Below are 22,907 nucleotides of genomic sequence, written 5' to 3'. Positions count from 1 at the left end.
CACCCAACCTGATCCCCCAGCACGCAAGGAGTCGCCATGGGAACCACGCTGATTGGTCTGATCGTAATTGCGGTTTTCGTTGTCTATATCGTTTTTATCTACAACCGCCTGGTATCACTGCGCAACCAGTTCAAGAATGGCTTTGCCCAGATCGATGTGCAGTTACAGCGCCGCCATGACCTGATTCCCAATCTGGTGGAATCCGCCAAGGCCTACCTCTCCCACGAACGCAACACCCTCACTGAAGTGATGCAGGCCCGCAATAATGCCGTCAGTGCCCAGAAAGACGCCGCCGGCGACCCGGCCGATGGCGGCAAGATCCAGCGCCTGGGCAGCGCCGAAAACATGCTGTCCAAAGCCCTTGCCAATTTTTACGCGGTTGCGGAAAACTACCCGGAACTGAAAGCCAACGAGACCATCCAGCAGTTGATGGAAGAGCTGTCCAGTACGGAAAACCGCGTTTCGTTCGCACGCCAGGCCTACAACGATGGCGTCATGAGCTACAACATCTTCCGCGAGCAGTTCCCCAACAATATCGTGGCCGGGCTGTTCGCCTTCAAACCGTCCTCCCAGCTGGAACTGGAATCCCCTGAGGCCCGCCAGGCACCGAAAGTCGCCTTCTGAGGCCGGTTACCATGGCACATCAGGGATTTTTCCAGCGCCAGGCCAGCGCCCGCCGGAACACAGGGGTACTCGTTATCCTGTTTCTGGCGGCGGTCACTCTTATCACCCTTTGCGTCTGCCTCGTGGGCTATATGGTAACCCGCAGCGAATCCACGGGCCTGGCATTTGCGGACTGGCTCATCAGCCGGCACGGCCTGTATACGGCACTGGCAGTGGTTGGCCTTATAGGTGCCGGCTCGCTGATCCGCTGGGCTGACCTGGCCGGAGGTGGTGACCGGGTGGCTAAGATGGTCGGCGCCCGGCCCATCGCCCCGGATACCGGGGACGCGGACGAACGCAAATTGCGCAATATCGTCGAGGAAATGGCAATCGCCAGCGGCGTGAGCGTGCCGGAACTCTACGTAATGGACCACGAAACCGGCATAAACGCCTTTGTGGCCGGCTATACACCCGGCGAGGCGGTTATGGTGGTCACCCATGGCGCCCTCACCCAGTTAAGCCGTGACGAGCTTCAGGGCGTGGTAGGCCATGAATTCAGCCATGTTCTCAATGGCGACATGCGCCTTAACGTCCGCCTTATTGCGATTCTGGCCGGCATTCTCATGATCGGTCAGATTGGCGCCTTCCTGCTGCGAATTTCCTTCCACCGCACTGCCCTGTCCGCCAGAGCATCCCGGGACCGGCGTGGCCAGGCCATTTTCGGGCTGGTGGGGCTGGCGCTGCTGGTGATCGGCTATGTGGGCGTATTCTTCGGGCGGCTTATACAGTCTGCTGTCTCGCGCCAGCGGGAAATGCTGGCAGACGCCTCTTCGGTGCAGTTTACCCGCAATCCCGAAGGCATTGCCGGCGCCCTGTTCAAGATCGGCCTCAAAGGGGGTTACCTTGAAACCACCAGCCATGCCAGCGACATGAACCACATGTGTTTTGGCGAAAGCACGCGGATGAAATTGTCCGCCCTGCTGGCATCACACCCGCCGATACAGGAACGCATCGAGGCAATCCAGCCGGGTATGTTTGCGCGGCTTCGCAGCCGCCTGCGGGACACCGAGCCGGGGGCGGCGCTGCGATCCGCAGGCGCACCCTCTCCTGTTCCGGAGGCGGCAGCCGGTTTCAGCGCCGGAAGCACTGGCAGTACCTCGCCACTGGCCAGTCGGTCTCCGCAGAAGCTGTCAGACACGGTGGGCACGGTCAATCAGCGCAGTGAGGACTATGCTGTCACCCTTCTGAACAGCCTGCCATCCACCTTCCGCAACCTGCTTTACACCCGCGCGGGCGCTGTCCAGCTATGCTATGCGCTTCTGCTTTACCAGTTGCCACCCCGGACGCAGCAGCAACGTCTGGCGCTGGTTGAGGCCGGCTCGATCCTTGCCCCCAATCCGGAATTGCTGGGCAAGCTGCTACCGGCACTGGCATCAATGGGCACGGGTGTGCGATTCCCGGCACTGGAACTGGCCATGCCTGCCCTGCGCAAGCTGGACCCGGACGAGCGCAGCCTGCTGATTGCCGGCACCGAAACACTGATCAGGGCCGACAACCGCCTGAGCCTCTTTGAGCTGGCCATGCATACGTTTCTGCGCCGCCACCTGGCCGCGGACTCCGCGCGGGTGGTTCCGGTGCGTTACCGCAGCTACCGGCCGGTTACAGCCCAGTTGCAGGTGGTGTTCAGCCTGATGGCGAGAGCCGGTGCGGACGATGGCCGTAACAGGGAAGCCCTGTTTGACGAGGCCATGGCAGGATTCACAACGGGACGGGAAAAACCGGAGCTGCTTACGGAGGTGTCGGTAACACGTTTACGGCAGGCACTGATGACACTCAACAGCCTGTCACCGGTGCTCAAACCCGGCATTATCGATGCCTGTGGCCACTGTGTACTCGCAGACGGACAGGTTAAAACCACGGAGTATGAGCTGATCCGCCTGGTGGCGGACCAGCTGGATTGCCCGATGCCGCCACTTCAGGCCTGAAGTGGCGGACCCACCGGCGGTCAGTCAGTCCGCTGCTGGAACAGGGAGTCCTTGGTCGGCGGGTTTTCCGGGTCCGGAAGGCCCAGCTTCTTGCGCACACTCAGGTTGATATCCCAAAGGCTCTTGAACTTCTCATCCGTGGCAGCCACGGATTCAGCCTTGCCAAGCATAATGGTCGGGCGCAGGAACACCAGCAGATTGCGCTTTACCCGGCGCTCCGACTCTGAAGAGAACAACCGTCCCAGAACCGGAATATCCCCCAGAAACGGCACCTTGCTCTTGTTCACCTGAAGGTCATCCGTTGTCAGGCCACCGAGGACGATGGTTTCACCGTCGTCGGCCAGCACCGTGGTCTTGATCTCGCGCTTGTTGGTGATGATATCCGAAGCCGATTCCACGCTATCACCAATGTTCTCGGTGGTCTGCTCGACAACCAGACGCACAAGCCCGTCGGAGCTTATGGTCGGCGTAACCTTGAGAGTCAGGCCGATATCACGGCGCTCAATGGTGGTAAAGGGATTGGTTGCACCGTCACCCGTTACCGTGGACTCCCCTGTCCGGAAAGGCACGTTCTGGCCCACAATAATCTCGGATTCCTGATTGTCGAGGGTGATGATGCTGGGTGTCGACAACAGATTGGCCGCCGCGGATGTTGACAGCGCCTGCAACAGCACACCCCAGGAAACCCCGTTCTCATTGCGCTCGCCAGCACCGATCGTGATACCACCGGTTGCCGGTTCAATAATTGAATCCGACAGAATAGCGCCAAGGACATCCCCGAGGCTTCTACCCACATTATTGAAATTGGTCCCCGCTACAGGTGTTGACCCACCGGATTCATCACCGACAGCAAGCTGCACGCCCAGGTCCTGCCCCGCTTCATCGCTGATCTCGACAATTGCCGCCTCGATCATCACCTGGGCACGGCGCACGTCCAGGGCCTCTACGATCATTTCCGCTTCCTGCATCATCGAGGGCTCTCCACGTACAACAAGCGCATTCAGCCCTTCATCGGCGAACACCGAAAAACCGGTTTGATTTCCACTTCCCGAGCCGCCTCCGGAGCCGCCGCTTCCCCCGGACTCCTCCCTGGCAAGCTCACCCATCACGCCCTTGAGCAGTTCCGTCAGGTTCTCAGCATCCGCATGGCTGAGACGGATCACCTTGGTGGTACCGCCGGTGGCTGAAGGCTGATCAAGCTTGGAAATCAGGGCACGCATCTTGTCCCGGAAGGTTTCGTCACCGCGAAGAATCAACCGGTTGCTGCGCTCATCCGCGGTCACACTGTACTTGCGGGCGGCATTCTCACCGCCGCCATCACCCAATTCGTCCGGTGCAAGCTCCTGTAGCAGCTCCACCATGTCGCCAACCCAGGCTTCCTCCAGCTGAATCACTTCCACTTCATACTTGGAGGGGCTGTCCAGCTCCCTGACGATCTGTTCAATGCGGCGAATATTGGACGAATGATCACTGATAATCAGGGCATTGGCCGCCGCCACGCCGGCAAGGTGGCCATATTTGGCAACCAGCGGCCGGAGGATGGGAACCAGCTCAAGGGCATTGGCATTATCAATCTGGATGACACGGGTGATCAGTTGTTCCGAGGGCGTTTCCCGGAAACGCTCCAGCGATTCGGCAGATTGCTTGGCATCCACCTGCTGCACCACCTTGATCACCTCCTCCCCGGGGATGGCCGTAAAGCCGTGAACCTGCAACACCGACAGGAACAGATCGTAAATCTCGTCCTTGTTCATGGGAGCACTGGACAGAACCGTTACTTTCCCCTTGACCCTCGGGTCTACCACGAAGCTGTAGCCGGTGATATCCGCCACCTGGGTCACGAAAGCACGGATGTCAGCATCCTTCAGGTTCAGCCGCCAGGTTTCATCATCCTGGCCGTAAGCGACAGACATGAGGGGCAACAACAGGGCCACAACGAAAGCCCGGAATAGATTGGATCTGTGGTTCAGCATCTGGCGTTATTATCCTGTATCGATTGTTCCGTTCAGCGCCACTGTTCGGGTATGGCATAGTTGACGGTCAGAGTGGATCCGTCCCGTTCAATTTCAATTTCCAGCTGCGGCTCGGACCGCCAGCTTTCCAGAAGTGTCATGTCCTCATTCAGGTTCCCCAGGCGCTGTCCATTGACGGCAGTAATCACGTCACCAGACCTCAGGCCGACAGCGTTCAGCATCGAACTCGAACCATCGTAAACATAACCTTCGCTGCCGTCATCGCCCGCCGGGCTCAGACCATAGGGGGTGAGCGCCGCCACACCCTGGGAATCAAGCTGTTCGCGGGCCTCATTCAGGAACTGCTCGGGGGAGTCCGCGACCTGTTCGTCCTCTACGTCTTCAACCATATCGGCTGATGAGTCTTCATCAAATGTCAGGCTTTCATATTCCCCGTTCCGACGGATAAGGATACGGCCGGGTTCCACTTCCGACAGTTCGGCGTTACCAGGCAATACATCCCCCACCCGATAGTGCTCTGTTACACCATTGCTTCCCGCCACTATAGCACCGGAGTCTTCCGGGCGCTCTGCTACCAGCACCCCTTCAAGCCTGAGGTCAAGCCGGGTTTCCGGTGCTGATCGGCGAACCACCTCGGCCACTCTCTCCTGCTCCGCGGCCCTGCCGAAGACCTGATGGGCAGCCATGGACTGCAGGCGCCGGGATGCAGTATCCATTTCGCCGCTGTCAGCCGACGAAGCGATGGCGACTGGCCGGTCATCCCAGGCAATCAGCCAGGTAGTCTGCGCCAGTATCCAGGCAACATAAACCACCAGACCCACCAGCAACACATTGGCCAGCAGACGCGGCAGTCTCTGGCTGCCAGACAGTGATGCCGCAGCGATCAAAGGGCACCTCCGGGAATCAACGGTTGCCTGACCCTGAATACCACATCGTCGGGCCCGGCCGACTCCGACCATGGTTGATCGGCCAGGTCCACCATACGTTTATACACCCGCAAATCCATCATGCCATTCCAGCGAATTTCCGCATCGGCCGCAGGGCCGTCCCCTCCCTGCTCCTCGACCACCAGTGCAACACCGTTGGAGGTGCTGTCGAGGATGGCCCGCATCGGCGGAAAATCCGCACGCTCCATCCTATCGCCCATGGGCCAGCTAACCTCACCGCCGGCCCAGCGGCCCTCACCGTCGGCTCCGGTGATACGGCCCTCCTGCCAGGAAAGCAGTAACCTGTCGATGGTGACATCTCCTTCAATCACCGCACCGCCACTGCGCCGGATCAGATCCTCGAACTCCGCAACTGTGAGCCTTCCTTTTGCCTCCAGCGTGCCCGCTCCCTGCCAATCGAGGCTAACACGACCATCGACCGAGGATTGTGACGAGGTAAGGGAAAAACTCACCGGCAAAGACAGACCGGAAAACGAAGGGGTGCCCAGCTGCCATTCCATGCGAACCGGGTAACCGGCCACGACAGCGCCGGCAACGCCTGCCCAGGCCTTGCCGGACACCTGCCTGACCTGCACTTCCGGTGGCAGCTGTATATGAGCGGACGCCTGGTGCCACAACCATCCGGCCGGAACGAGAGCAACGAGCGCAACCAGATAAACCAGAACACCGGCAAGCGTCAACAGGAACACTTTGCCTGGTCTGAGGAAGGCTTTTGCAGGGGTTTCGCTCATAGAGTTTCACAAAGATAAATGACCGGTTGCCGAGTCTAGCAAAGCCATTTCGCAAGTTCATGACAAAAAAACAAAAAACCCCGCGTCAGTGTGAACCAACGCGGGGTTTTTTATGGATTGACGGGGCCATTTCTCAAAAAATGAGAAACAGTCCGGGTCAGGCCGGCATTTACATCATGCCGCCCATGCCACCCATTCCGCCCATGCCACCCATGTCCGGCATACCGCCGCCGGCGCCTTCTTCTTCCGGCTCATCCGCAACCATCGCCTCGGTGGTGATGATCAGGGAAGCCACGGAAGCGGCAGCCTGCAGTGCAGAGCGGGTGACTTTGGCCGGGTCCAGGATACCCATCTCCAGCATGTCACCGAACTTCTCGGTAGAGGCGTTGTAGCCATAGGCGCCTTCGCCTTCCATGATCTTGTTGACAACAACGGAGGCTTCACCACCGGCGTTGGTCACGATCTGGCGCAGCGGAGCTTCCATGGCACGGCGCAGGATGTTCACGCCAGCCTTCTGCTCTTCGTTGATGGCATCTACCTTGTCCAGCGCCGCGATGGCACGGATCAGGGTCACGCCGCCGCCCGGTACGATGCCCTCTTCAACCGCAGCGCGGGTAGAGTGCAGGGCGTCTTCAACGCGGGCTTTCTTCTCTTTCATTTCCACTTCGGAACCGGCGCCAACCTTGATAACGGCTACACCGCCAGCCAGCTTGGCAACGCGCTCCTGAAGCTTTTCCTTGTCGTAGTCGGAAGAGCTGTCTTCGATCTGCTTGCGAATCTGCTCAACGCGGGCTTCGATATCACCCTGGGCACCGGCACCATCAATAATGGTGGTGTTTTCCTTGGTGATGTTCACACGCTTGGCAGTACCCAGATCGTCCAGAGTGGTGTTCTCCAGGGTCAGGCCGACCTCTTCGGAAATCACGGTACCACCGCTCAGGATGGCGATGTCCTGCAGCATTTCCTTGCGACGGTCACCGAAGCCAGGCGCCTTCACGGCCGCTACCTTCACGATACCGCGCATGTTGTTCACAACCAGGGTGGCCAGTGCTTCGCCTTCGATGTCTTCGGCGATGATCATCAGCGGCTTGCCAGCCTTGGCAACGGATTCCAGCACCGGCAGCAGTTCGCGGATGTTGGAGATCTTCTTGTCAACCAGCAGGATGTACGGGTCATCCAGCTCGGTGGACATGTTTTCCTGGTTGTTGATGAAGTACGGGGACAGGAAGCCACGGTCGAACTGCATGCCTTCAACCACGTCCAGCTCGTCTTCCAGGCCACGGCCTTCTTCAACCGTGATGACGCCTTCCTTGCCAACTTTTTCCATCGCGTCTGCAATCAGCTGACCGATGGTTTCGTCACCGTTGGCGGAGATGGTGCCTACCTGGGCAATGTTACGGCTGTCGTCGCACGGCTTGGACAGGTCACGGATGGCCTGAACCGCTGCGATGGTTGCCTTGTCGATGCCACGCTTGAGGTCCATGGGGTTCATGCCGGCCGTAACCGCCTTGATACCCTCTTTAACAATAGCCTGCGCCAGAACGGTCGCGGTGGTGGTACCGTCACCGGCGGTATCGTTGGTCTGGGAAGCCACTTCCTTGACCATCTGGGCACCCATGTTCTCGAACTTGTCTTTCAGCTCGATTTCCTTGGCCACGGATACGCCGTCCTTGGTCACGGTAGGAGCACCGAAGGACTTGTCCAGAACCACGTTACGGCCTTTCGGGCCCAGGGTTACCTTAACTGCGTCTGCCAGAACGTTAACGCCCTGAACCATACGTTTACGGGCGTTGTCACCGAATCTAACGTCTTTTGCTGCCATGTCTTCTATTCCTGTTCGTTAAACCCAATTTGATCGTTCAATCGGATTGCTGCGTAACCGAGCGTTTACTCGAGAACGCCGAAAATGTCGTTTTCGCTCATGATGAGCAGGTCTTCGCCGTCAACTTTCACGGTATTACCGGCGTACTGGCCAAAGACCACGGTGTCACCCACCTTGACCGCCAGTGCACGGGTTTCGCCATTGTCGAGAATACGGCCATTACCTACGGCGATCACTTCGCCCTGGGACGGCTTCTCCTTGGCATTGCCCGGCAGCACGATGCCACCAGCTGTTTTCTCTTCTTCTTCCTTACGGCGCACGACAACACGATCGTGTAGCGGACGAATTTTCATTGCTCGATATCTCCAATGTCAGGTTAGGTTTGGCAATGATGGTTGCGTTAAAAGCCGGGGCTTTTAACCAACTGTTTTACAGCGGTTATTGGCCCGCAGCGAACTTGTGAAACCTATGTGGGGGTGGTGTATCGGTTTTCAATAGTTGGCGAAAAAAATTTTCACTTTTTTTCCTGTGAATCGTCATCCCGGCGGTCCAGGCGCTGATAATCACGCTCGGTTTCGTCCCTGTACTCCCCCTCAATGATGTCGTCATTGCGGTCAAACGGGTTCTGGCGCCCGAACGGACTGTCCCGGCCGCCAAATGGCCCCTGCCCGTCAAAGGGCCCACGCTGGCCGGCTGTGAAGGTGAAACTGCTGGTCTTGCCTGTAACCACCATGCGCTTGAGAGCCTGGGCCGCAAGCCAGTGGCGGGAGCCGGGAATCAGGCACAGAAAACCGATGGTGTCGGTCACAAACCCGGGAGTAAGCAACAGGGCCCCACCCACAGCCAGGATCAGCCCCTCGGCCACTTCTTTCGCCGGCAGTTCCCCACTGTTGAGCCGCTGGTTGGCCCTCAGCAACGTAGCGAGACCCTGCTGCCGCAGCAGAGCCGCCCCGATGACAGCCGTCAGCAATACCAGGCCGATGGTGTTCAGTGCGCCAATGACGGTTCCGACCTTGATCAGAATCGTCATCTCCACGATCGGCATGACAATGAATAAGAAAAGAAAAACGCCCAAAAGAGCCTCCCGGGATGTGCTGTGTCTGATTACGGCGGCGGCAAAAAGCTCTGGTATACTCGCGCCCCTTGTTCATTCATTACCTTAGGGCGAAACATGAAACTTCAAGATTCCGTGATTGCGATTACCGGTGGCGGCCAGGGCCTGGGCCGTGCCATGGCTGAATATCTCGCCACCAAAGGCGCCCGCCTGGCGCTGATCGACCTGATGCCGGAAAAACTGGAAGAAGCCGCGGCTGCATGCGACAAGGCCGGTGGCGACGTCAGAACCTACGTCTGCAATGTGGCAAAGGAAGAGGACGTAGAAAGGACTTTTGAAGCCATCGTATCCGATTTCGGCCAACTCAACGGGCTGATCAACAATGCCGGTATCCTGCGGGATGGCCTGATGGTCAAGGGAAAGGATGGCGAGGTAGAGAAGCGCATGGAGCTGTCCCAGTGGCAGGCGGTGATTGACGTGAATCTGACCGGAGTTTTCCTCTGTGGCCGTGAAGCGTCCACCCAGATGATCAAGAACGGCGACAAGGGTGTAATCATCAACATCGCCTCTATTTCCCGCGCCGGCAACATGGGCCAGAGCAACTACTCCGCAGCCAAGGCCGGTGTATCGGCACTGGTTCCGGTCTGGGCCAAGGAACTCGCCCGTTACGGCATCCGCTGCATGGGCATCGCCCCGGGCTTTATCGAAACGGAGATGACCGCCTCCATGAAACCGGAAGCCCTGGAGAAAATGACCGCCGGCATCCCCCTCAAGCGCATGGGCAAGCCGGAGGAGATTGCATCTGCTGCGGCGTTTATCTTTGAGAACGACTATATGTCGGGGCGGATCATCGAGGTTGACGGGGCGCTTCGGCTGTAGGTCGGATTAGGCAAAGCCGTAATCCGACAGTCAGGCTAAAACTGAACCCGAAAACTGAACCCCTATGACCGAACCCACCAAAGACCAGAGAATCTGGCAAGTCGTAGCCGCCATCCCCGCAGGCAAAGTCGCCAGCTACGGCCAGATTGCCGATATGGCGGGCCTTGGGCGACAGGCTCGATACATCGGCAAGGCCCTCGGCAAACTCCCCGAGGGGCATTCCATCCCGTGGTATCGCGTAATCAGAAGCAACGGCCAGATTGCCTTCCCCATCGGCAGCGAGGCGTTTGAGGTGCAGGCCCAGAGTCTGCGGGAGGAGGGGGTTGTGGTGGTTGATGGGAGGGTTTCCATGCGCCAGTTTGGATGGCGGCCGTAGGCTCGATGGGTATTGGTGGGTGGGTGTCGGATTACGGCTTCGCCTAATCCGACCTACCGCTATGGGTCTTTCTGGGTGTGTAATACACGTAGGTCGGATTAGGCTCAAAGAGCCGTAATCCGACAAATCCCACACCTACTCCCTCCCAATTCCCTCAAGCTCCTCCGGTCCTATCGCCCAATCCGCTGGCAAAATCCCCTCACGTACAAACCGGTGAAAACTGGAATACGGCCAGTCCAGGGCCCGGGCAACATAACCGTGTTTAACTGGATTGAAATGAATGTAATCAACATGCCGGTTGAAGTCGTTATCGCTCCTGATGGTGTGTTCCCAGTAGCGTTTCTGCCAGAGTGATTTGAGCTTGCCAGTTCTGTCCTGGGAATGCTGTTGAAAACGTTTGGTGAATCCGCCTTTAATCAGTCGCCAGCGGGTTGGGTAGTCGGTGTCATCGACGGGGAGGGTCCAGATGCAGTGGATGTGATCGGGGAGGACGACCATGGCGTTGATGGTGAATGGGTGGCGGTTCATTACCGATCGAAGGGTGGTTCGCAGGCGTTGGACGGCGGTGGGATTGCTGAAAATTGGGTTCCGGGCGGCGGTTACAACGGTGAAAAAGTAGGTGCCGCCGGGGAGGCGGTTTCTTCGGTAGTTCATCATACGTCCTTGTATGGTTTGGTTTTGGTTGTTTGGTTGGGGCTATTTGTCGGATTAGGCCAACCAGGCCGTAATCCGACAAATCCCGGTGTTGACGCCAAAGTCGGATCGGTCTGGGGGTGGGGGTATTTTTTCTGCCAGAAAAAGGTGTCTGAGCGAAGCGAGTTCTTTTTCCAAAGAAAAAATACCCCCACCCCCGGACCAGCCACAAAACCCGTAGGCAAATGTTGTCGGATTACGGCTCTTTGAGCCTAATCCGACCTACTGGGATCTTCCTCGATTTCTTCGTTTCGCGGCGCCAGGGCATCCAGGCGTTCGCCTTTCCGGATCATGAACCAGGCCAGCAGTATGGCGGGTATCCCCATCAGCCCGGCCACCAGGAAAAACTCTGCGTAACCAAACCCTCCCACCACAATTCCGGAAAAACCGCCCAGAAACTTGCCGGGCAGGGTCATCAGCGAGCTGAACAGCGCGTACTGGGTTGCCGTGAACGCCGCGCTGGTCATGCTGGAGAGCCAGGCAATAAGCGCCACATTGGCGATACCGCCGCTCAGGTTATCAGCACTCACCACCAGCGCCAGTGTCACGATATTGGGAGGATATTGGGCCAGCACCACGAACAGCAGGTTGGTAGCCGCGGTCATGATCGCACCGGTCAGCAGGATTTTACGCACCCCATAGCGCACCACCAGCACGCCACCCGCCAGTGAGCCTGCGATGGTCATGAAGAAGCCAAAGATTTTGGTCACGTCTGCCACCTGGGTTTTGGAGAAGCCCATGAAATCCAGGTAAAAAGGATTGGCCATCACGCCCATGGCTATGTCGGAGATGCGGTATACCGCCACCATCACCAGAATCAGAATCGCCAGTTCCCGGTAACGCCGGAAGAAGTCCAAGAACGGGCCGGCAACAGCGGCATAGAACCAGCCGACAAAGCGCGCCAGCCGGGGATTCAGGTGGGTGCGCTTGCTGGCTTCGTGTTTGACCTTGTCAGCAATGTCCTGGGCCGCGGCAAAATGGTTCACCGCCGGTTCCCGCACAATCAGCACCGTCGCCATACCGACACCGACCAGCAGTGCCATCACCTCGTACGACACCTGCCAGGACCAGAACTCCGCCAGGTACAGGGCGCCCGCGCCGGCGACCAGCAACGCCAACCGATAGCCAAAGATATAAGTGGCCGCCAGTGCCGCCTGCAGCCGTTCGTCGGCAATCTCTATACGGTAAGCGTCGATGGCCACATCCTGGGTAGCAGAGGAAAACGCCACCAGCAGCCCAAACAACGCCATCATTTCCGGTGCAAGAATGGCATCCACATGAGCCATCAGATAAAGGCCCGTGGCAATACCTGCCTGGGCCATCAGGATCCAGCTGCGGCGCTTACCCAAAAGCCTGTCGAGCACGGGCAGCTTTACCCGGTCCACCACCGGGGCCCAGAACACCTTGATGGAGTAGGTTATACCCAGCCAGCTGAAAAAGCCGATCGTGGCCGTTTCCACCCCCACATCCGCCAGCCGCGCATTCAGCGTGGAAAACACCAGCAGAAAAGGCAACCCGGCTGAAAACCCCAGGAAAAGAAGCGCAATCACCTGCCAACGGGTGTAGGTGTAAAGAGCATCCCCGATCAGCGCACGCCATTGACCAATGCTGATAACCCTGCCTCCCAATTTGGGGTCAGACCCCTGTGGATAACTTATTTTTATCCACAGGGGTCTGACCCCAATTCATTCAGTCGCGGAAATTGTTGTATTGCAGCGGTACGTCCAGCTCGGCTTCTTTCAGAAGCGCAATTGCTGTCTGCAGGTCGTCACGCTTTTTGCCTTTGACGCGCACCTTGTCGCCCTCGATGCTCGTCTGGACCTTCAGTTTCGCGTCCTTGATCATCTTGACGATCTTTTTGGCCATGTCGGTTTCGATACCCTGCTTCAGCTGCAAATGCTGCTTGACCAGTTTGCCGGATTTACTCTCGCCATTTTCAGACAGCGCCCTGCTGTCGATATTGCGCTTGGCAAAGGCCATCCGCAGCATGTCCATCAGTTGCTCCAGCTGGAATTCCTGCTCGGCACTGATGGTAATGCCCTTGTCGTCCAGCTCGATATCCGCTTCCACGTTCTTGAAGTCCCAGCGGTTACCCAGCTCACGTTTGGCCTGGTCCACGGCGTTGGTGACTTCGTGCATGTCGATTTCAGAAACTATGTCAAAAGAAGGCATGATGTGTTCTCACTTTTTACAATTATCCACGTCAGGGCAGGCACAAAACGCTATACTGATGCCCTTCTGGTTGCACTCTGGTTTCGCAAGGTGCCAAAGCATATCAAGACCGGGGCGGCACCGCATCTGACAATGGACTGGTGAGTAGTAGATAACAATGCCAAATCTTGACCTTCCCATCCTCGTGGTAGACGACGCAAAATTCAGCAGTATGGTGGTGGGCCGCACCCTCCGCAATGCAGGATACCGCGACGTGCGAATTGCTAACAATGCACCTGCCGCCCTCGAGTTTATCGACCAGCGGCCGGTGAGTGTACTGATCGCTGACTGGCTGATGCCGGAGATGGACGGGCTGGAGCTCACCGACCAGGTGCGCCAGCAGGACGAGCAGAACAATCACTACACCTATGTAATTCTGCTCACCGCCCGCGAGAGCGTGGAAGCGCTGTCGGAAGCCTTTGACCGTGGCGTGGACGATTTCATCTACAAATCGGACATGACCAAGCAACTGATCCCCCGGATTTTCGCTGCCGACCGCATGGCAGACCGCCAGAACACGCTTCTCAAAGCCAATTCCCTGCTGATCGAGAATAACCGGGAGCTGGAGAACAGCAGCATCATTGATCTGGAAACCGGCCTGTGCAACAACCGCTATTCCCGGGATAAACTCGGCAAGTGCCTGCGCCAGGCGGAATCCCGCGGCGGAGCCTCGGCCTATGTGCTGTGCGGTATCCGCAATTGGCAGGAGCTCAAGCGCAAGCATGCGCCCTCGGTGATGAGCGAACTGGCCGTGGGCATTGCTCGCCGCCTCAGCCACCTGATCCGCCCCATGGATTCCCTGTGCCGCGTGGGCGACAACCAGTACGCGATCATCGCCCACTTTCCCAACAGTGACCACTGCTCTACCACGGCGTTTCGTCGGGTGTTTGATGGCATCAACCACAAGGCCCTGAAAACCACGGCCGGCTACATTTCCGTTGAAGCCGGCATGGTGCTTTGCCGGGCGGATGCCCAGAACGGCACGCCTTCGGTCCAGGAGATGGAGCGTGCGGCGGTGCAGGGGCTGGTGGATGCCTATGAGACGCGGCGGTTTACCGAGACAACACCGGAGCTGGAGAAAGCCTGAATCACACTCCGTAACACTGCGACACACATCACAAACAGACTTCCCGGAGCGAAGGCCCTATTCTGACATTGTGGATTCAAGCAGTATCCCCCATGGCGGAGGAGCCGAGTAGTACCTCCGCCGCCATATGGGAAAAGTCCACTGAATTAACGAATTTTTCAGGCACTTTCGTTCTTTCCTTGTTTTTAAGCCAGCTTTTTAGCTGGCTTTTTTATTGTCTCGAATTTGTCTCTCCGGGCTTTGGAGTTCCGCGGCGTCGGCACTGGGGAGGCTTCTCCAGAAAACGCCCGTGAATACGTCCGTGTAGGGCTTGGTCGCGCCATCCATGACGCTCCACATTTCTGGAGAAGCCTCCCCAGTGCCAACACTGCTTGCCGAAGTTTGAAGTTGCCCCCGCGCTTCTCTTTTATTGCTCCGATTCCGTTATACTTCCGGCAACAATAATCCCAAGATGTTGCCGTAGCCATGAAAACCCTCGGAACCGCCTCTGTTGCTGCCCTGCGCCAGTACGTTCGTGCCGCCCAAGCCGCCGGTATTGATACCCGTGCGCTGTTCGAAAAAGCCGGCCTCGATGCCGGCATTCTGGAGACCGACGACGGACGCATCAACGGCGAGCAATTCCAGGACTTCATCCGCCATCTCAGCGAACAATCCAGCAACCCCATCCTCGGGCTGGAAACCGGGGACTTTGTGCAACCGGGTTCGTGGAGTGTGCTGGGCTACATCACCATGAGCTGCGCCACCCTGGGCGAAGCGGTGGCGAGAATTGCGCCGTTCGAGAAGCTGGTGGGTGACATGGGCACAACGCACCTGACCACCAGCGGCGACCATATCAAGCTGGCCTGGGCCTGCAACTACACCGACCCGGTGGTCCGGCCCCACATGGTCGATAATGTGTTCGCGTCCTGGATCAACTACGCCCGCTGGTTGGCGGACGACAACACCTCTTCCCCGCTGGAAATATGTCTGGAGCGCCCATCACCCGGCCAGCAACTGGAAAACGCCTACACCGAACGCTGGGACTGCCCGGTCCGTTTCGGCGCCGGCGAAGATGCCATCGTGCTGCACAAAGGCCTGCTGAACAGCCCACTCCGCCAGCCAGACCCCCTGCTCCGCAAAACCCTGGAGGCCCACGCCCTCAGCCAGTTGGCATCCCTGGATACGGACACACCACTGACTACCCGGGTCAAACACAGCATCCGTAAACAGCTCATGCACGGCATCACCCGGCAGGACATGGTGGCAGACAACCTGGGAATGACCAGCCGGACACTGCAGCGAAAACTCAGCCAGGAAGGGGTTTCCTATCAGAAGTTACTGGACGAGGTCAGGCAGGCAATGGCGGAAGATTTTCTGGCAAACAGCAACCTGGGAATACCGGAGATTGCGTTGAGGTTGGGATATAGCGAAACAACGTCGTTCCACAGGAAATTCAAGGCAGAAACGGGAAAGACCCCGGGTGAGTTTCGTCAGTTAAAAGCGGTATAAACCTGGCTGCTACAGCTTTCAGGACTGCCGTCACCCAAGGCCAGAACGAGCAAGGCCGGTGCAGGCTTTCAGAAACGTGGAGCGCCTTGGCTGGCTGGGCAACACCGAGCTTAAAAGAGCCAGGCAGGAACCGCTTTTCAGGACTGTCGTTGGCCAAGGATGGCCAACGTCAAGCGCACATGGATGTGCTCGTAGCGTGTCCTGAAAAGCGGTTCCTGCCTGGCGACTACTCCGAAACCATCAGGCACGGAATGAAAGCTTTAAAGCTTGCGCCCCTTTCCTGCAGCAATCCGCAACCGAAGGGCATTCAACTTGATAAAACCTTCCGCGTCTTTCTGGTCATACGCCCCCTGATCTTCCTCAAAGGTCGCAATCTTCTCATCAAACAGCGAATCTTCGGATTTACGGCCAACCACATCCACATTGCCCTTGTAGAGCTTCAGCCGCACCGTACCGTTCACATAAGTCTGGGTCTGGTCGATCAGCGCCTGCAGCGCCTCACGCTCCGGCGACCACCAGTAACCGTTGTAGATCACCTCCGCATAACGCGGCATGATGCTGTCTTTCAGGTGCGCCACCTCACGGTCCAGAGTAATGGACTCAATGGCACGGTGGGCACGCAGCATCACGGTACCGCCCGGTGTTTCGTAACAGCCGCGGGACTTCATGCCCACATAGCGGTTCTCAACGATATCCAGTCGACCAATGCCATTCGCGCCGGCAACCTTGTTCAGATGCTCCAGCACCTCGTGGGGCTTCATGGCCTGGCCATCGATCGCGACGATATCACCCTTCTCGTAAGTCACCTCAATGTAGGTCGCAGTTTCAGGCGCCGCTTCCGGAGACACACTCCAGCGCCACATGTCTTCCTCGGCTTCCGCCCAGGGATCTTCCAGGTTCATGCCTTCATAGGAAATGTGCAGCAGGTTCGCATCCATGGAATATGGGGACTTGCCCTTCTTCATCTCCACAGGAATATTGCGCTCGTCGCAGTAGGCCAGCAGCTTCTCGCGGGAATTCAGATCCCACTCGCGCCAGGGGGCAATCACCTTCACACCCGGCTTCAGGGCATAGGCACCCAGCTCGAAACGCACCTGGTCGTTACCTTTACCGGTAGCGCCATGGGAAATGGCATCCGCGCCGGTTTCGTTGGCAATCTCGATCAGGCGGCGGGAGATCAACGGACGTGCGATGGAGGTACCCAGCAGGTACTCACCTTCATATATGGTATTGGCACGGAACATCGGGAACACGTAATCGCGCACAAATTCCTCGCGCAGGTCCTCGATGTAGATTTCCTTCACCCCCAGCGCCTTGGCTTTTGTGCGCGCCGGTTCCACTTCCTCGCCCTGGCCGATGTCGGCGGTAAAGGTCACCACCTCACATTCATAGGTATCCTGCAACCAGCGTACGATTACCGAGGTATCCAGGCCACCGGAATAGGCCAGCACCACCTTTTTAATATCAGACATGCCCTTGCTCCAGACTGAACAGAATGGATGTATCGAAAATAAGGCGCATATTGTACGGGACAGCGCGGGGAATGGCTATTGGACAGGGGCAGGCTCAATATCCCGGGCCTCACCGTAGAAGATCTCGTCCAGCTCTCCTTCGGCATCCATTTGTTCAATAGCAGCGCTGAACTTGCGGGCCACCTCGGGCCGCCTGGATTCCCGGGACATGTAAAGGGCTCCTTGCTGACCCGGCACATGCTGGCGGTACCTCAGCATATCCTGGGGCTGGCTCCGGGATGACAAAGTACGGTAAATATTGTGGTCACTGGCCAGTATGGCCGAAATTCTACCCAGGGAGAGCAGTTCCACAGCCTGACCGATGGCATTCACGGGCACTTTTAAAACCTCGGTATCGTCTTCAAAAGCCTGTCCGAGATAAGTCCCGCGAATGTAGGCCACTCGCTTCCCTTTCAGGTCCTCTAGCGTAAGCGGGTAATCAGAATAAGCCATGGCGGCCAGCAGGATGTTCACCCGGGTAACAGGCGAAACATTGATCGCCTCAACGTCCAGCTCCGGGCTTTGAAACAGGATAGTGAAATTTACGGCGCCGGAGCGCAGCTCCACAATGGCCCTGCGCAGCGGCCGCAGATGAGGCTCTACCGGAATGCCGGTTATCTCGGAGAGGCGCTCGGCAACTTCGATCAGGCTGCCCCGCAACTCGCCGCTGTCAGCTTCGTAAGCCCAGGGCCACACATCGGGAATGGCAAAAGTAACAGATTCGTCGGCAAACGCGGAGGTAATCAGTAAACTAACGGCAAGAACACACCTGGCCATAAAAACCAGAAACCGGGAGGCGACATACTGCATTGGCGAAAAGTTCCAGACGTTAGGTCAGTCTTGTTTTACAGAGCATAACCGATCAACCAAAAAAATGGCCCGCAACCGGGCCACTTCTGGAAACGGGCTCTGGGTCAGACCGCCTGCTGTTGCTGGGCAGTTGCCTGCTCCCGGATGCCGTCCCAGCCTTCCTTGATGGAACGAAGCAGGTCCGCCACTTCATCAAGCTTGGCCACATCGTTCTTCAAGTTGGCTTCGAACAGCGTGCGCTCCATATAGTCATAGAGCGACTCCAGACGCACAGCCAGATCACCGCCCTTCTCGAAATCCAGGAAACCGCGCAGGCCACCGATGATTTCAATGGCCTTGGAAATCAGCTTACCCTTGCCCTCATAGTCCTTTGCCTGCATCCGGGCCTTGGCCATGTTGATGCGCTCCAGGGCTCCGTTGTAAAGCAGCTGGATCAGCTTGTGGGGGTCTGCATCGGTGATGCTGGTCTGGGCATTGACCCGTTGATAAGCCTGTAAACCGTTCATAATTGACCTCGTTTCCCGTTATATCCTGTTCCGTACGGCCTTACTGACCCTGCTGGCTGTTACCGCTCATTCCGGCAAGCTGTTGTGTCAAGTAATCCCCAGTCTGGTTGAACTGCCCCACCAGCGAGTCTGCAGCACTGAACTGCTTGACCAGTCTTTCCTGATACGACTCGATCCGCAGATCCAGTCTTTCCCGTTGTTCGTCGATGCGGTCCAGCTCACGATTCAGGGAGTTGGTGCGGGCATCAAACTGACCACTGGCCCCCAATATCCCGGTGATCGCATCCACCGTCCGGTCACTGACCCCCTTGATAAAGTCAACGGAACCCCGGGCGCCGGTTTCACCACCAGCTATACGCACCTGCAGACCAGAAGCCGGGCCACTATCCTCGCCGAGGTATAGTACCTGGCCATCACCACGGGCCTGTTGCCCATTGATGGTCCCGGCCACGTCGGTGCCGGCGGTGCCGTCCTGGGTGCTCAGCCCCAGATCATTGGTGGTCTGGTCATCCACTGCAATCAGGTCCACCGACGATTCGCTGGCATAACGGCCAGAGGTGAACGTCAGCGCACCGGTATCGGGATCCACCCCCACAGACACGGAGCGGTCTGCGGAATTCAGCGCGGGGTTGTCCTTCAGTTGCTTCTCAATTTCGGCCGCCAGGTCTTCACGGGTGTCGTAAGTGCCGGCGGTGAGTGTGATGTCAGCGCGGGTTTCACCATCTATCAGAAAACTCAGCTGGTCGTTGCTGTCGTCAATTGTGGCCCCGTCAGCCAGCGGAGACGCGGTCTGCAGCGCTCCCCGTGTGGCCATCTCGGTCACGTTGATAGCGTACTCGCCGGCTTCGGTGTTATTTCCGCTGCGGACAAACTCCACCTGGGAATCCGACGCCCTGCCCTGCTCCGCGAACAGCGCCGTCACATCATCAGGGTTCTCCAGCAGCTGCTGTTGGAATTTCTGGCTGTCGAACTGCAGCTCACCACTTTGCCAGTCGGTGGTGATACCCACATCCGCCAGGCTGCGCACATTGGCGTCTTCCAGGCCAGGCACCATGTCAGTGAGCACGCGCTTGAGCTGGTTCTGGATGCTGCGCACCGTGGAATCGCCGGTCAGGATACTGGCCTGACCTTCTTCGGCATCAAAATCGGTCAGCTCACCGATCGTGCTCTGCACCGCGTTGAACTTGTCGACGAATTCCTGAACACGCTCGGCAACCTTTCCCGTGTCCTGATCCACCGCCACGCTGGACGAGCCGGTGTCCTTGATGTTGAACGTCAGCCCGTCAACCACATCTTCCACGGTATTGCTGGCACTGGTCACTTCAATACCGTTGATAGAAAGCAGCGCATCCTGAGCAGGCGTGGTTTCATCAAGGTTCTGCACATCATCGTTCATCACGAACTGCGACAGACCACCGGCATCGGTATTGTTGCCATCGGAATCGGTGGCAGTGATGTTGATGCGATTGGCCTCGCCGGTTTCGTTCGCTGACATCACCAGGCGGTAACCATCACCCGTATTGATGATGGATGCCGACACACCCGCATCGGAATCGTTAATGGCGTTGGCCAGGCCCTGAAGCGTGTCGTTGTTTTCATCGATCTCGATGTTGGTGGTTTTGTCCCCAACCGCGAACGAGAGGGTGCCACGGCCAACGCTGGTTGAATCCCTGTCGTCAAAGGTACCTGAGGCCAGCGCCTGCGCCGAGGCCTTGCGGTCCACCTCAATATTATAGGTGCCACGGCTTGCCTGGCTGCTGTCCACAGAGACATCCACACTGCTGCCGGAGACATCCGCAGAGAACGACCGCATAGCATCTGCGGAGCCCAATTGGCGCATGGGCAGACGCAGCTCCGTTACCGCGCTTTTTAACTGCCCGTATGCGGACAGCTTGGCCTCGGCCTGCTCTGTTTTAAGGTCAAACTGCTGAACCTTGGGATCCCGCTCAGCAGAAACCAGCTTGTCCACCAGATCCTGGTTGAGAACGCCCGAGCCAATACCCAACGATGAAATACTTGCCATAACCATGCCTCCTCAAGGGGGCGAAAATCGCTACTGATCAGTTTATCGGCAAAAGGCGGCAAAACTTTGCCTTTTTAACCAACCGATTTGTAACACTCTGTAAACAGAAACACCGCCTGCCCCTCTCGGGTGCGGCGGTGCTGAAAACCCGTTATCTGTATCAGGCCAAAAGCGGCAAACCTTTACACCTTGATATTGAATAACGTCAGCGGTTCATCCTGTTGCAAGTTTTCTGCCAACCTCAATGCAACCTCATCCGGAATCTGGCGAATGACTTCCTGGGTAGACTGGTCAACCACTTTCACAATCGTCTGCCCCAGATCATCATTCACCTCGAACTGCAGATCCCGCTGGACCGTCTGAACAAAATCGTTCAGTTTTGATACTGCGTCGTCCAGCTGCTCCCTCTGGTCCTCACTTCGCCTTTCAAGCCGTTCAGCTTTCGAAGGCTCCTGAGCCCGTTCGGAAGACGGTACCGCATTCCCGCCAGCGGCTGAAGATGCAACCTGGGCTGAGGCATTCCTGCCTTCGGCCTGAGATGACGACATTGCCCTTGCCGGAGCTTGCTCAGTGGAGCGAACCAGCTTCAAGTCCGGGCTGTTCAGGTTAACGTCATTCATAGCTCACCTCGCTATCCTCAAACGGCGTTAAACCGGGGCTTCTCTTTATCAGACAAGCCCCGGCTTGTACCGCTATGCCCCAATTACTGCAGGAGGGACAGAACCTGCTGAGGGCGGGCGTTCGCCTGCGCCAGTACAGAGATACCAGCCTGCTGCAGTACCTGGGACTTGGACAGGTTCGCGGTTTCCGCTGCGAAGTCCGCGTCCAGGATACGGCTGTTGGCGGCGCTCAGGTTCTCGGTTGAGGACGCCAGGTTGGAGATGGTGGACTCGAAGCGACTTTGCACCGCACCCAACTCTGCGCGAAGCGAGTTAACTTGATCAAGCGCCTGGTCAATAGTTCCAATAGCTTTTGACGCTCCATCGCGGTCGCTGATATCGACATTAGTTAAAGTATTTGAATCAGTAGCCAGACCTCCAGAGTTACCAGTGCCCAAAACTGCTTCCACCAGGTCCGTATCGGTACTACTTACATTTATGGTTCCATCAACGTCCGTGCGAAGCTCAATGCCAGCATCGTATTTTTCTTCGGAAGTATCGAGGCCTGTAAGCTCGGTAGCATCACTCACCTTGATACTAATTGTTCCGCCAGTGGAGTCCGTTAACTCCAGCTCGTCAGCATCATTGATACGCGCTTCGACACCTGTCTGAGTCGAAAATTCGTTAATCCGGTCTGCAATGGCCTGATCATCCGCGCCACTTGTGATGTCAATTTCAACATCATTGAGAGTCAAAGTACGGTCGGCGCCCAAGTCGGCGCCGACTGCCGTCGTCACCACTGTTTCGTTCGACTTTACTGCCTCAACGCCCGTAGTACCGGACTCAGCATTAATCGCCTTGACCATGCTGTCCATGTCGGTTACATCGGTATCATCAATAGCGACGCCGTTGATAGTAAGATCATCCCCAGCCATTGCCACGATGTCTGCTTGGGTGGCTCCAGTTTCCATTGAGAAAGTTTCTGAGCCGAGCTGTGAACCCCTGGTGTCAACGCCGGACACTCCAATAGTCTGACCGGCATTCGCACCGACCTGAAACTGCAGATCTTCCAGAGAACCGTCCAGAATGTTCTGGCCATTGAACTGGGTAGAGTCAGCAATCCGGTTGACTTCGCTGATCAGCGCCTCGGTTTCCTGGTTCAGAGCTTCACGATCTGAGGCGGAGTTAGTATCGTTGGCAGACTGAACGGCCAGGTCACGAATCCGCGACAGGGCGTTGGTGATTTCGCCGAGTGCGCCTTCTGCGGTCTGAGCGTATGAAATACCGTCGTTGGCATTGCGCTGGGCGACGTTCTGGCCCGAGATCTGGGCCGAGAAGCGAGTGGAGATGGCGAGGCCTGCAGCATCGTCCTTTGCGGAGTTGATGCGAAGACCGGAAGACAGACGCTCCAGCGCTGAATCGTTCTGTTGCTGAGACTTATTCAACTGATTCTGTGCGCTCAATGAAGCTACGTTAGTGTTAATACCGAGAGCCATATTGCTTCTCCTTCGACTGGTGTCGTTATTTCATGGAAAAGGTGTGGCGCCCGTTTCTGGTTTGGGAGCGCCTCCCTGTTGCAATGCTTAACGGCGCTTGATTTGGTTCCTTT

General features: G+C 57.4%; 21 protein-coding genes. 6 read left to right on the top strand and 15 right to left on the bottom strand.

From position 1 onward, the window contains the following. Nucleotides 1-36: 36 nt before the first annotated feature. Nucleotides 37-624: a LemA family protein gene (locus HLUCCO03_RS02405; RefSeq protein ID WP_027832591.1), complete on the top strand. Its 588-nt coding sequence runs from the start codon at nucleotides 37-39 to the stop codon at nucleotides 622-624. An 11-nt stretch (nucleotides 625-635) separates the two neighbouring features. Continuing rightward, complete coding sequence (locus HLUCCO03_RS02400) at nucleotides 636-2,588, top strand: M48 family metallopeptidase (RefSeq protein WP_027832592.1); 1,953 nt, start codon at nucleotides 636-638, stop codon at nucleotides 2,586-2,588. A 20-nt stretch (nucleotides 2,589-2,608) separates the two neighbouring features. On the opposite strand, the gene gspD is transcribed toward HLUCCO03_RS02400, so the two are convergent. The 6 genes from gspD to HLUCCO03_RS02370 form a co-directional block, all read right to left on the bottom strand. Continuing rightward, on the bottom strand, nucleotides 2,609-4,561 hold the full coding sequence (gene gspD, locus HLUCCO03_RS02395; protein WP_027832593.1) for a type II secretion system secretin GspD: 1,953 nt from the start codon (nucleotides 4,559-4,561) through the stop codon (nucleotides 2,609-2,611). A gap of 32 nt (nucleotides 4,562-4,593) precedes the next feature. Beyond that, on the bottom strand, nucleotides 4,594-5,448 hold the full coding sequence (locus HLUCCO03_RS02390; RefSeq protein WP_367142332.1) for a type II secretion system protein N: 855 nt from the start codon (nucleotides 5,446-5,448) through the stop codon (nucleotides 4,594-4,596). Further along, nucleotides 5,445-6,239, bottom strand: a complete 795-nt coding sequence (locus HLUCCO03_RS02385; protein ID WP_027832595.1) for a polymer-forming cytoskeletal protein — start codon at nucleotides 6,237-6,239, stop codon at nucleotides 5,445-5,447. The genes HLUCCO03_RS02390 and HLUCCO03_RS02385 overlap by 4 nt, the downstream gene beginning before the upstream one ends. Before the next feature lie 169 nt (nucleotides 6,240-6,408). Beyond that, a complete protein-coding gene (groL, locus tag HLUCCO03_RS02380; protein ID WP_027832596.1) occupies nucleotides 6,409-8,061 on the bottom strand; it encodes a chaperonin GroEL in 1,653 nt (550 codons plus the stop codon). A gap of 65 nt (nucleotides 8,062-8,126) precedes the next feature. Next, the gene (gene groES / locus HLUCCO03_RS02375; RefSeq protein ID WP_007155569.1) at nucleotides 8,127-8,414 is read right to left on the bottom strand and encodes a co-chaperone GroES; all 288 of its coding nucleotides are present in this window, start codon (nucleotides 8,412-8,414) and stop codon (nucleotides 8,127-8,129) included. A gap of 161 nt (nucleotides 8,415-8,575) precedes the next feature. Further along, nucleotides 8,576-9,136 (bottom strand): FxsA family protein, encoded by a 561-nt coding sequence (locus HLUCCO03_RS02370; protein WP_027832597.1) that lies wholly within the window; start codon nucleotides 9,134-9,136, stop codon nucleotides 8,576-8,578. Between the two features lie 96 nt (nucleotides 9,137-9,232). Between HLUCCO03_RS02370 and HLUCCO03_RS02365 the strand changes: the two genes are divergently transcribed. After that, nucleotides 9,233-9,994 (top strand): SDR family oxidoreductase, encoded by a 762-nt coding sequence (locus HLUCCO03_RS02365; protein WP_027832598.1) that lies wholly within the window; start codon nucleotides 9,233-9,235, stop codon nucleotides 9,992-9,994. 64 nt (nucleotides 9,995-10,058) lie between these two features. Next, the gene (locus HLUCCO03_RS02360) at nucleotides 10,059-10,370 is read left to right on the top strand and encodes an MGMT family protein (protein ID WP_027832599.1); all 312 of its coding nucleotides are present in this window, start codon (nucleotides 10,059-10,061) and stop codon (nucleotides 10,368-10,370) included. 135 nt (nucleotides 10,371-10,505) lie between these two features. On the opposite strand, the gene HLUCCO03_RS02355 is transcribed toward HLUCCO03_RS02360, so the two are convergent. From HLUCCO03_RS02355 to HLUCCO03_RS02345, 3 genes are all read right to left on the bottom strand, one after another. Then, complete coding sequence (locus tag HLUCCO03_RS02355; protein WP_027832600.1) at nucleotides 10,506-11,027, bottom strand: transposase; 522 nt, start codon at nucleotides 11,025-11,027, stop codon at nucleotides 10,506-10,508. A gap of 248 nt (nucleotides 11,028-11,275) precedes the next feature. Next, nucleotides 11,276-12,613, bottom strand: coding sequence for an MFS transporter (locus HLUCCO03_RS02350; RefSeq protein WP_027832601.1), 1,338 nt, complete (start codon nucleotides 12,611-12,613; stop codon nucleotides 11,276-11,278). Nucleotides 12,614-12,752: 139 nt separating this feature from the next. Further along, on the bottom strand, nucleotides 12,753-13,235 hold the full coding sequence (locus HLUCCO03_RS02345) for a YajQ family cyclic di-GMP-binding protein (RefSeq protein WP_027832602.1): 483 nt from the start codon (nucleotides 13,233-13,235) through the stop codon (nucleotides 12,753-12,755). 157 nt (nucleotides 13,236-13,392) lie between these two features. Here HLUCCO03_RS02345 and HLUCCO03_RS02340 point away from each other — a divergent pair, with 157 nt between their 5' ends. After that, nucleotides 13,393-14,361 carry a response regulator gene (locus tag HLUCCO03_RS02340; protein ID WP_027832603.1) on the top strand — a complete coding sequence of 323 codons (969 nt, stop codon included), beginning with the start codon at nucleotides 13,393-13,395 and terminating at the stop codon, nucleotides 14,359-14,361. Between the two features lie 465 nt (nucleotides 14,362-14,826). Beyond that, nucleotides 14,827-15,849, top strand: a complete 1,023-nt coding sequence (locus HLUCCO03_RS02335; RefSeq protein ID WP_027832604.1) for an AraC family transcriptional regulator — start codon at nucleotides 14,827-14,829, stop codon at nucleotides 15,847-15,849. Between the two features lie 260 nt (nucleotides 15,850-16,109). Here HLUCCO03_RS02335 and HLUCCO03_RS02330 read toward each other — a convergent pair whose 3' ends face one another. The 6 genes from HLUCCO03_RS02330 to HLUCCO03_RS02305 form a co-directional block, all read right to left on the bottom strand. Next, nucleotides 16,110-17,321, bottom strand: a complete 1,212-nt coding sequence (locus HLUCCO03_RS02330) for an argininosuccinate synthase (protein ID WP_027832605.1) — start codon at nucleotides 17,319-17,321, stop codon at nucleotides 16,110-16,112. A 75-nt stretch (nucleotides 17,322-17,396) separates the two neighbouring features. Then, a complete protein-coding gene (locus HLUCCO03_RS02325) occupies nucleotides 17,397-18,170 on the bottom strand; it encodes an ABC transporter substrate-binding protein (protein WP_027832606.1) in 774 nt (257 codons plus the stop codon). A 104-nt stretch (nucleotides 18,171-18,274) separates the two neighbouring features. Further along, nucleotides 18,275-18,676, bottom strand: coding sequence for a flagellar export chaperone FliS (gene fliS, locus HLUCCO03_RS02320; RefSeq protein ID WP_027832607.1), 402 nt, complete (start codon nucleotides 18,674-18,676; stop codon nucleotides 18,275-18,277). 40 nt (nucleotides 18,677-18,716) lie between these two features. After that, nucleotides 18,717-20,699, bottom strand: coding sequence for a flagellar filament capping protein FliD (fliD, locus tag HLUCCO03_RS02315; RefSeq protein ID WP_027832608.1), 1,983 nt, complete (start codon nucleotides 20,697-20,699; stop codon nucleotides 18,717-18,719). A gap of 182 nt (nucleotides 20,700-20,881) precedes the next feature. Beyond that, nucleotides 20,882-21,319, bottom strand: coding sequence for a flagellar protein FlaG (locus HLUCCO03_RS02310; RefSeq protein ID WP_027832609.1), 438 nt, complete (start codon nucleotides 21,317-21,319; stop codon nucleotides 20,882-20,884). 83 nt (nucleotides 21,320-21,402) lie between these two features. Continuing rightward, nucleotides 21,403-22,794, bottom strand: a complete 1,392-nt coding sequence (locus HLUCCO03_RS02305; protein WP_027832610.1) for a flagellin — start codon at nucleotides 22,792-22,794, stop codon at nucleotides 21,403-21,405. Nucleotides 22,795-22,907: the final 113 nt, after the last annotated feature.

This window comes from Marinobacter sp. HL-58, from assembly GCF_001314605.1.
Taxonomy (GTDB): Bacteria; Pseudomonadota; Gammaproteobacteria; order Pseudomonadales; family Oleiphilaceae; genus Marinobacter.
This window is presented reverse-complemented; position numbering and strand designations above follow the sequence as displayed.

Bases quoted from the DNA above. Each gene is read 5' to 3' on its own strand.
- HLUCCO03_RS02405 (WP_027832591.1), top strand. From the start codon at position 37: ATGGGAACCACGCTGATTGGTCTGATCGTAATTGCGGTTTTCGTTGTC.
- HLUCCO03_RS02400 (WP_027832592.1), top strand. From the start codon at position 636: ATGGCACATCAGGGATTTTTCCAGCGCCAGGCCAGCGCCCGCCGGAAC.
- gspD (WP_027832593.1), bottom strand. From the start codon at position 4,561: ATGCTGAACCACAGATCCAATCTATTCCGGGCTTTCGTTGTGGCCCTG.
- HLUCCO03_RS02385 (WP_027832595.1), bottom strand. From the start codon at position 6,239: ATGAGCGAAACCCCTGCAAAAGCCTTCCTCAGACCAGGCAAAGTGTTC.
- groL (WP_027832596.1), bottom strand. From the start codon at position 8,061: ATGGCAGCAAAAGACGTTAGATTCGGTGACAACGCCCGTAAACGTATG.
- groES (WP_007155569.1), bottom strand. From the start codon at position 8,414: ATGAAAATTCGTCCGCTACACGATCGTGTTGTCGTGCGCCGTAAGGAA.
- HLUCCO03_RS02365 (WP_027832598.1), top strand. From the start codon at position 9,233: ATGAAACTTCAAGATTCCGTGATTGCGATTACCGGTGGCGGCCAGGGC.
- HLUCCO03_RS02360 (WP_027832599.1), top strand. From the start codon at position 10,059: ATGACCGAACCCACCAAAGACCAGAGAATCTGGCAAGTCGTAGCCGCC.
- HLUCCO03_RS02355 (WP_027832600.1), bottom strand. From the start codon at position 11,027: ATGATGAACTACCGAAGAAACCGCCTCCCCGGCGGCACCTACTTTTTC.
- HLUCCO03_RS02345 (WP_027832602.1), bottom strand. From the start codon at position 13,235: ATGCCTTCTTTTGACATAGTTTCTGAAATCGACATGCACGAAGTCACC.
- HLUCCO03_RS02340 (WP_027832603.1), top strand. From the start codon at position 13,393: ATGCCAAATCTTGACCTTCCCATCCTCGTGGTAGACGACGCAAAATTC.
- HLUCCO03_RS02335 (WP_027832604.1), top strand. From the start codon at position 14,827: ATGAAAACCCTCGGAACCGCCTCTGTTGCTGCCCTGCGCCAGTACGTT.
- HLUCCO03_RS02330 (WP_027832605.1), bottom strand. From the start codon at position 17,321: ATGTCTGATATTAAAAAGGTGGTGCTGGCCTATTCCGGTGGCCTGGAT.
- HLUCCO03_RS02325 (WP_027832606.1), bottom strand. From the start codon at position 18,170: ATGCAGTATGTCGCCTCCCGGTTTCTGGTTTTTATGGCCAGGTGTGTT.
- fliS (WP_027832607.1), bottom strand. From the start codon at position 18,676: ATGAACGGTTTACAGGCTTATCAACGGGTCAATGCCCAGACCAGCATC.
- fliD (WP_027832608.1), bottom strand. From the start codon at position 20,699: ATGGCAAGTATTTCATCGTTGGGTATTGGCTCGGGCGTTCTCAACCAG.
- HLUCCO03_RS02310 (WP_027832609.1), bottom strand. From the start codon at position 21,319: ATGAATGACGTTAACCTGAACAGCCCGGACTTGAAGCTGGTTCGCTCC.
- HLUCCO03_RS02305 (WP_027832610.1), bottom strand. From the start codon at position 22,794: ATGGCTCTCGGTATTAACACTAACGTAGCTTCATTGAGCGCACAGAAT.